This is a genomic window from Sphingomonas sp. CFBP 8760, assembly GCF_014841615.1.
Lineage (GTDB): Bacteria > Pseudomonadota > Alphaproteobacteria > Sphingomonadales > Sphingomonadaceae > Sphingomonas.
On the sequence record NZ_JACYUG010000044.1, the window covers coordinates 1 to 5,251 of the forward strand.

Below are 5,251 nucleotides of genomic sequence, written 5' to 3' on the forward strand. Positions count from 1 at the left end.
CTTGAATTGTGATCATACCACGCTTGGCCATAATTGATCACAGCATCAGCTGCGCAAGCAGCTTGTCTTATCCTTGCCATTAAATCAACGTTCGGCAGGTCACGGTGATCGATCCACCATTTGGCATCGGTTGCAGCGACGCAGGCATGCCAGCCAAGAGGCGGCTCCTGGTCACCGATCAAGGATTTGACAGCTAAACCTGGATTGTCTCGGATCAATGCACTTGTGAGTACGGTTAACCATGCTAGCAGGGCGCCGTCAGGGGTAGCCGATGGAAGACAGGTTGCAGCCGACATGCGACGCCGGCACGGCGTCCATACCTATCGCTGGTAGGGTCAAATGGTTCGACGCGACGCGGGGTTTTGGCTTTATCGTGGCGGACGATCCGTCGCTCAGCGACGTTCTTATCCATTTCAGCGTGCTGAAAGGTCATGGCCGGCGCAGTCTGATAGAAGGTGCCCGGGTTGAGGCGTTGGCAATCGAGGGTAGCCGTGGTCTTCAGGTGTGCCAGATCATGACGATTGATCTGTCCCAAGTGATGGTCGAGGAGCCACCGCCTCATCCGCGTCAGAACAAGGTTGATCCGCTGAGTATGATTGACACCGCGGGACCTTTCGAGCCCGCCAGTGTGAAATGGTTCAACCGGGTGAACGGTTACGGTTTTCTTATTCGCGACCGCGATGGCGCCGACGTATTCATCCATATCGAAACCCTGCGACGTGGTGGCCTCGAGGCGGTGGAGCCCGGACAGCCGATGCTGGCGCGCATCGTTGATGCCGCGAAGGGCGCGCTTGCCGTTGTCGTGGAGCCAGTGTCATGAGGAACGTAGTGACCTCGTTTACTTCGGATAGCGCTGAAAAGGTTGCAGGCAGTTCCCGGATTGTATCGGTCAGGATCACCGGAGCAGGTGGCGATCACGTCTTCCAGGCAGAGCTGGCTTGCACGGAGGCGGAACAGCTACGCGGGCTGATGTTTCGCACCGATCTCGTCCCTGAATCAGCAATGCTGTTCGCGCCCTATCCACCAGACGGTAGTGAGCCGCGTGAGACAAGCTTCTGGATGAAGGACACGCCGAGTTCGCTCGACATCCTGTTCGTCCGCGCTGACGGTACCATCGCGCAGATTGCAGAGAACACTGTGCCCTTCTCCAAGGCGTCGATCCCCTCAGGCGAACCGGTGTCGGCGGTGCTGGAGCTTTGCGCTGGCCGGGTCAGCGAACTCGGCATCAGCGAAACGGATTTGGTGAGCTGGTCGGCCATAGGCGAGTACAATAGGCATGCGTGATATGCTCAATCAGCCCTGGCCAGCCTAACAACTTCACGTATGAATGCGGCATTATCGCCTCGCTCCCAAGTGGGCCGACACCCATCACGCTCGGGAAGTGGCGCGATAATTCGGACAGTCGATATGTCCTATCCGGGCTTGAAGCGAGGTGAGCGTGCTTGCTAATCGCATGCCTCGAACATCAAATAACCCGGTTTGAGGCATGACGAACGATACATCGACGGCGGACTCGTCCTTCAAAAAGGACAGTGACCCACAACCCGATGCCCAGGGTCAGGCGGCGCTGCTGCTGATCGAAAGCCTGATCCATAGCCTGCTGGACAACGGCGCGCTCACCAAGGCGCAAGCGCTCGAAGCGATCGAAAGCGCGATGCAGGTGAAAGAGGAGAGCGCCGAGGAGGAGAAGGAGCCGGTACGCACCCTGCATAAATCGCTGGGGCTGATGAACAACATGAAGCAGAGCATCGGCGCCCACTCCGGTCGGTATGATGACAAGGCACAGGAAGGCCCTCAGACGGGACGATAACAGCGGGGGAGGGGGCCAGCCATGAGCCTGGACACAATGGTTCGTCAGCTTGGCCGCCATGCCGAGCTGAGCGACGATGATCGCCGGGCGCTTGCCGGGCTGCCTTTCATCAGGCGAGTAGTGAAGATCGGGCACTATCTCGCCAGGGCAGGTGATCAGGCATGCGAGCACATCGTCCTGCTGTCGGGTTATGCCCATCAGCATAAGACTGCCAGCGCTGGCGGCCGTCAGATTGTATCGATCCGGATGCCCGGTGAGGCCGTTTCATCGGCATGCCTGTTCATCGACCGGGTGGATTACAACGCCCAGGCGCTGACGCCGATCGAGGCAGCTGTCGTTCAGCGCGATGCCTTGCGTGATCTGATCGCGGCTCGCCCGGCCGTTAGCAAGGCTATCCTGATGGCGACGCTGATTGACGCCGCCATCAGCAGCGAGTGGTTGCTCAACATCGGGCGACGGTCGGCTATCGCTCGGGTTGCCCATCTGCTTTGCGAACTTGCCGCGCGGATGGACACCATTGGTCTGGCTGATGGGGCAAGCTATCAGGTCCCACTGACGCAGGAACAGATGGCCGATATCCTCGGTCTTACCGGGGTGCATGTGAACCGCATGATGAAGCAGTTGACCGAAAGCGGCGTCATCGCGCGACATGGCCGGTGCATCCAGTTTCCCGACCGCGACAGGATCGCCCGCATCGCCGGGTTTGATGCCAGATATCTTAGACCATGACTCATGATTCGAGTTTAAAGATACGTCGGGTTATTCGTCTGATGGAAGCGATGACGAGCCATGCTTCGCGCGAGGCGATGGAAGCCACCCACTCCTCGGCGAGGCTACGGCATCGGTTGAGCCAGGCGATGGTGCGCTCGGCCACCCAACGGCGGGGTAGGATGATAAAGCGCCAAACATCGGAGCGCCTGACGATCTCGATGGCGACGTGGTCAAGATGCGCGATGGCAGCCTCCAACTTCTACCCGGCATAGCTGGCATCGGCGAAGAGGAGACCAAGGAAGCGTTGATCGCGGCGCCCAGCGCTGAGCGCGGTTTGACCAAGATGGACAGGCGTCCGCTTCTCGGACGCCGTCGAAGACAGCTGAACGTCCGCAACTGGGTCAAACGCCGGCCAATCGCCAAGCCGAGATCCTCTGTTTAAAGCCAAGCCGCGATCACGGCAGAAGGGCATCATCGTCATAACCGAGCATTTGGCATCCGACGCTTATGGCCTCCTCATCCTGGCACCTGAGATCGCGCTTGGCAGTGGCTGGCTGGGAGGCGACAGGGTCGTCGGTAGGGCAGCCATCCGTGATTTGCTGATCAAAGCCGCTCGTTTCACGAACGATGAACGGCAAAGACTAACTATCCATTTGCCCAGCAGGGCGATCACGCTCCGGTTGGATGAGATCGAACGATACTTTGAAGCGTAACACCGCTCCGCGGCGGCTCCGGGCGCTTGCTAAGCGAAAGCAACAAGCGGCCGAAGCTTGGAAGTAGGAAAGGGACCGCGACTGTCTGGATTGAGCTCGCCGGCAACGTGACTAGCGAGCTCGACCCAAAGTCGGTCATGTGGGAAAGTGGATGCCGCAAAGCTTGTTGCCATCGGGATCGCGGAAATAGGCTAGTTGAATCGGGCCCATTGAGGGGCTCATTCGCGGTCCCGGTGGCGCTTCAACGGACGTGCCGCCGTTTGCGATGGCTACGTCGTGGAACTCCTTCACTTGCTCGGGCGAATTGCACGAAAATGCAACGGTGCTGCCGTTCGCCACGGTCGCGGGCTCATCGTTGATAGGCTCGGTGACGACGAAATTGGTGCCGTTCTCGTTGCGGTAGAACAGGCGCGTATGGCCGCTGCCTGCGATATTGAGCGTGGCCTCGCTCACGCCGAGGACGCCCAACACTTCGTCGTAGAAGCGCTTGGAACGCTCGATATCGTTTGAACCTACCATCGTATGAAACAGCATGGTCTCTCTCCTGACAGATGGCTGCCTGATGCAAGGCGCCTGTAGGTGTCCCATAGCCGAGACAGACGCGCAGTCACGCCTCGTTCGTCATCGACATCGCCGGAGGCTGGCAAAGGCACGTGGTCTTGCGGGCGCAGCAATAGCGACGATGCTTCGACGTTGCCTGGAGACAAATGACGCATGACGGTGCAGGGCATCTTGGCGCGGACATCCTGCTTCGCGTCGATCCAGGGATGCTACACGATGACCATGAAAGCTTTGGCGCTGCTCGGCAGTGCAATCATCGCCCTGGGCGGTTGCAGTGGCCCGAAGTCGACCGAGGCAAATGGGACAGCGGCGGCGGGTCCGGCAACGACCGCGACCCGCGTCCGCGGCGTCGTGCAATCCGTTGGTGCAAATGCGCTTGCGGTGCAGACCTATGATGGTCGTGCTGTGTCCGTGGCGCTCGACACCAAGACCGGCTTCGCGTGGGTGGTTGGTTCCAGTCTGGCCACGCTTAAGGACGGCGATTTCATCGGCACGGCAACGACAGGGACCGGAGACGCAGTGCGCGCAGTCGAACTGGTCATTTTCCCGGAATCGATGCGCGGGACAGGCGAGGGTCATTATGACTGGGACGTTCCCGGCGTTGTCGCCGCGGCTGGTGGCGACACGAGCGGATCAAGCGCCATGACCAATGGCACGGTTGAGCAGCAAAGCGCGATGACCAACGGCACCGTCGAGCAACAGAGTGCCATGACCAACGGCACGGTGACAGAGGGTGCGGGCAAGCCCGGCGAGACGACGCTGACCGTCTCCTACAAGGGCGGAAAGACCAAAGTTCTCGTGCCGGCCGGCACGCCGGTGGTCCGCTTCGAGCCGACGCAGCGGTCAGTGCTAGCGAAAGGTCAGAAGGTTTTCGTCGTCACTGACGCGAGCGCGCCCGGAGCCAAGTTCGTCGCGATCGGCAAGGACGGGATCACGCCGCCCATGTAATCATTCGTTTGGCGCGAGGTCACGGCGTCAGGGTGAAGGTTACTGTGCGGGGCAGCTTGGCGGCACGTAGTTCGTCCGCCAGGTCCTGCCACCGAATGCCGCTCCTCCCGCCGACGTCGAAGGTGCCGGGTTGACCATCGGCGATAGCTAAAGCTGCATCACCGAACATTGCCCTGAGTGCAGCCGTCATATTGAGGATGCGTCGGTGGCGACCTTCCGAGCCCGCTTCGACCGAAGCTGCAGTATCTGAGGAGAGGTCGGGCTCAGGGTTCATGCTCGAGATACGGCGGGTGCAGCGGTTTCGATGCAAAGTCTGCGGGGTTCGCTGGTCATGCCGTGGACCATGGCGATGTACCGTCCGCGTCGGCGCCACGGAGTGGAGACAAGAGCGATCCACAAGGTCGAACATGCGTCCACCCACGTTGATGATCGATCGCATCATTGCAGAGACGGAAAGTGGACTTGCCCCGGAAAAGTGGAGAGTTCCCCTGAGGTGAAAGGCGAACTC

The 5,251-nt window shown here is 60.1% G+C and carries 9 protein-coding genes; 5 read left to right on the plus strand and 4 right to left on the minus strand.

What is annotated here, in order from left to right; translation table 11 throughout:
• Positions 1 to 182 (minus strand): hypothetical protein (locus IFT82_RS20655; RefSeq protein WP_207105859.1); only part of this gene is annotated, 182 nt, incomplete at its 3' end.
• A gap of 89 nt (positions 183 to 271) precedes the next feature.
• On the opposite strand from IFT82_RS20655, the gene IFT82_RS20195 reads away from it, so the two are divergent.
• The 4 genes from IFT82_RS20195 to IFT82_RS20210 all read left to right on the plus strand — a co-directional run bounded on the left by IFT82_RS20195 (position 272) and on the right by IFT82_RS20210 (position 2,539).
• Entirely contained in the window at positions 272 to 820 is a 549-nt protein-coding gene (locus tag IFT82_RS20195; RefSeq protein ID WP_192129928.1) for a cold-shock protein, read from the plus strand.
• Entirely contained in the window at positions 817 to 1,284 is a 468-nt protein-coding gene (locus IFT82_RS20200) for a DUF192 domain-containing protein (protein ID WP_192129929.1), read from the plus strand. The genes IFT82_RS20195 and IFT82_RS20200 overlap by 4 nt, the downstream gene beginning before the upstream one ends.
• Before the next feature lie 202 nt (positions 1,285 to 1,486).
• The gene (locus IFT82_RS20205; protein ID WP_192129930.1) at positions 1,487 to 1,810 is read left to right on the plus strand and encodes a hypothetical protein; all 324 of its coding nucleotides are present in this window, start codon (positions 1,487 to 1,489) and stop codon (positions 1,808 to 1,810) included.
• A 21-nt stretch (positions 1,811 to 1,831) separates the two neighbouring features.
• Positions 1,832 to 2,539 carry a Crp/Fnr family transcriptional regulator gene (locus IFT82_RS20210; RefSeq protein ID WP_192129931.1) on the plus strand — a complete coding sequence of 236 codons (708 nt, stop codon included), beginning with the start codon at positions 1,832 to 1,834 and terminating at the stop codon, positions 2,537 to 2,539.
• Position 2,540: 1 nt separating this feature from the next.
• Here IFT82_RS20210 and IFT82_RS20215 read toward each other — a convergent pair whose 3' ends face one another.
• Positions 2,541 to 2,777, minus strand: coding sequence for a hypothetical protein (locus tag IFT82_RS20215; RefSeq protein ID WP_192129932.1), 237 nt, complete (start codon positions 2,775 to 2,777; stop codon positions 2,541 to 2,543).
• A 592-nt stretch (positions 2,778 to 3,369) separates the two neighbouring features.
• Positions 3,370 to 3,768, minus strand: a complete 399-nt coding sequence (locus IFT82_RS20220) for a VOC family protein (RefSeq protein WP_192129933.1) — start codon at positions 3,766 to 3,768, stop codon at positions 3,370 to 3,372.
• A gap of 180 nt (positions 3,769 to 3,948) precedes the next feature.
• Between IFT82_RS20220 and IFT82_RS20225 the strand changes: the two genes are divergently transcribed.
• Positions 3,949 to 4,743 carry a hypothetical protein gene (locus IFT82_RS20225; RefSeq protein WP_199860616.1) on the plus strand — a complete coding sequence of 265 codons (795 nt, stop codon included), beginning with the start codon at positions 3,949 to 3,951 and terminating at the stop codon, positions 4,741 to 4,743.
• A 19-nt stretch (positions 4,744 to 4,762) separates the two neighbouring features.
• Here the strand turns inward: IFT82_RS20225 and IFT82_RS20660 are convergent.
• Positions 4,763 to 5,251: hypothetical protein (locus IFT82_RS20660; protein WP_207105860.1), on the minus strand; the 489-nt coding region annotated here is incomplete at its 5' end.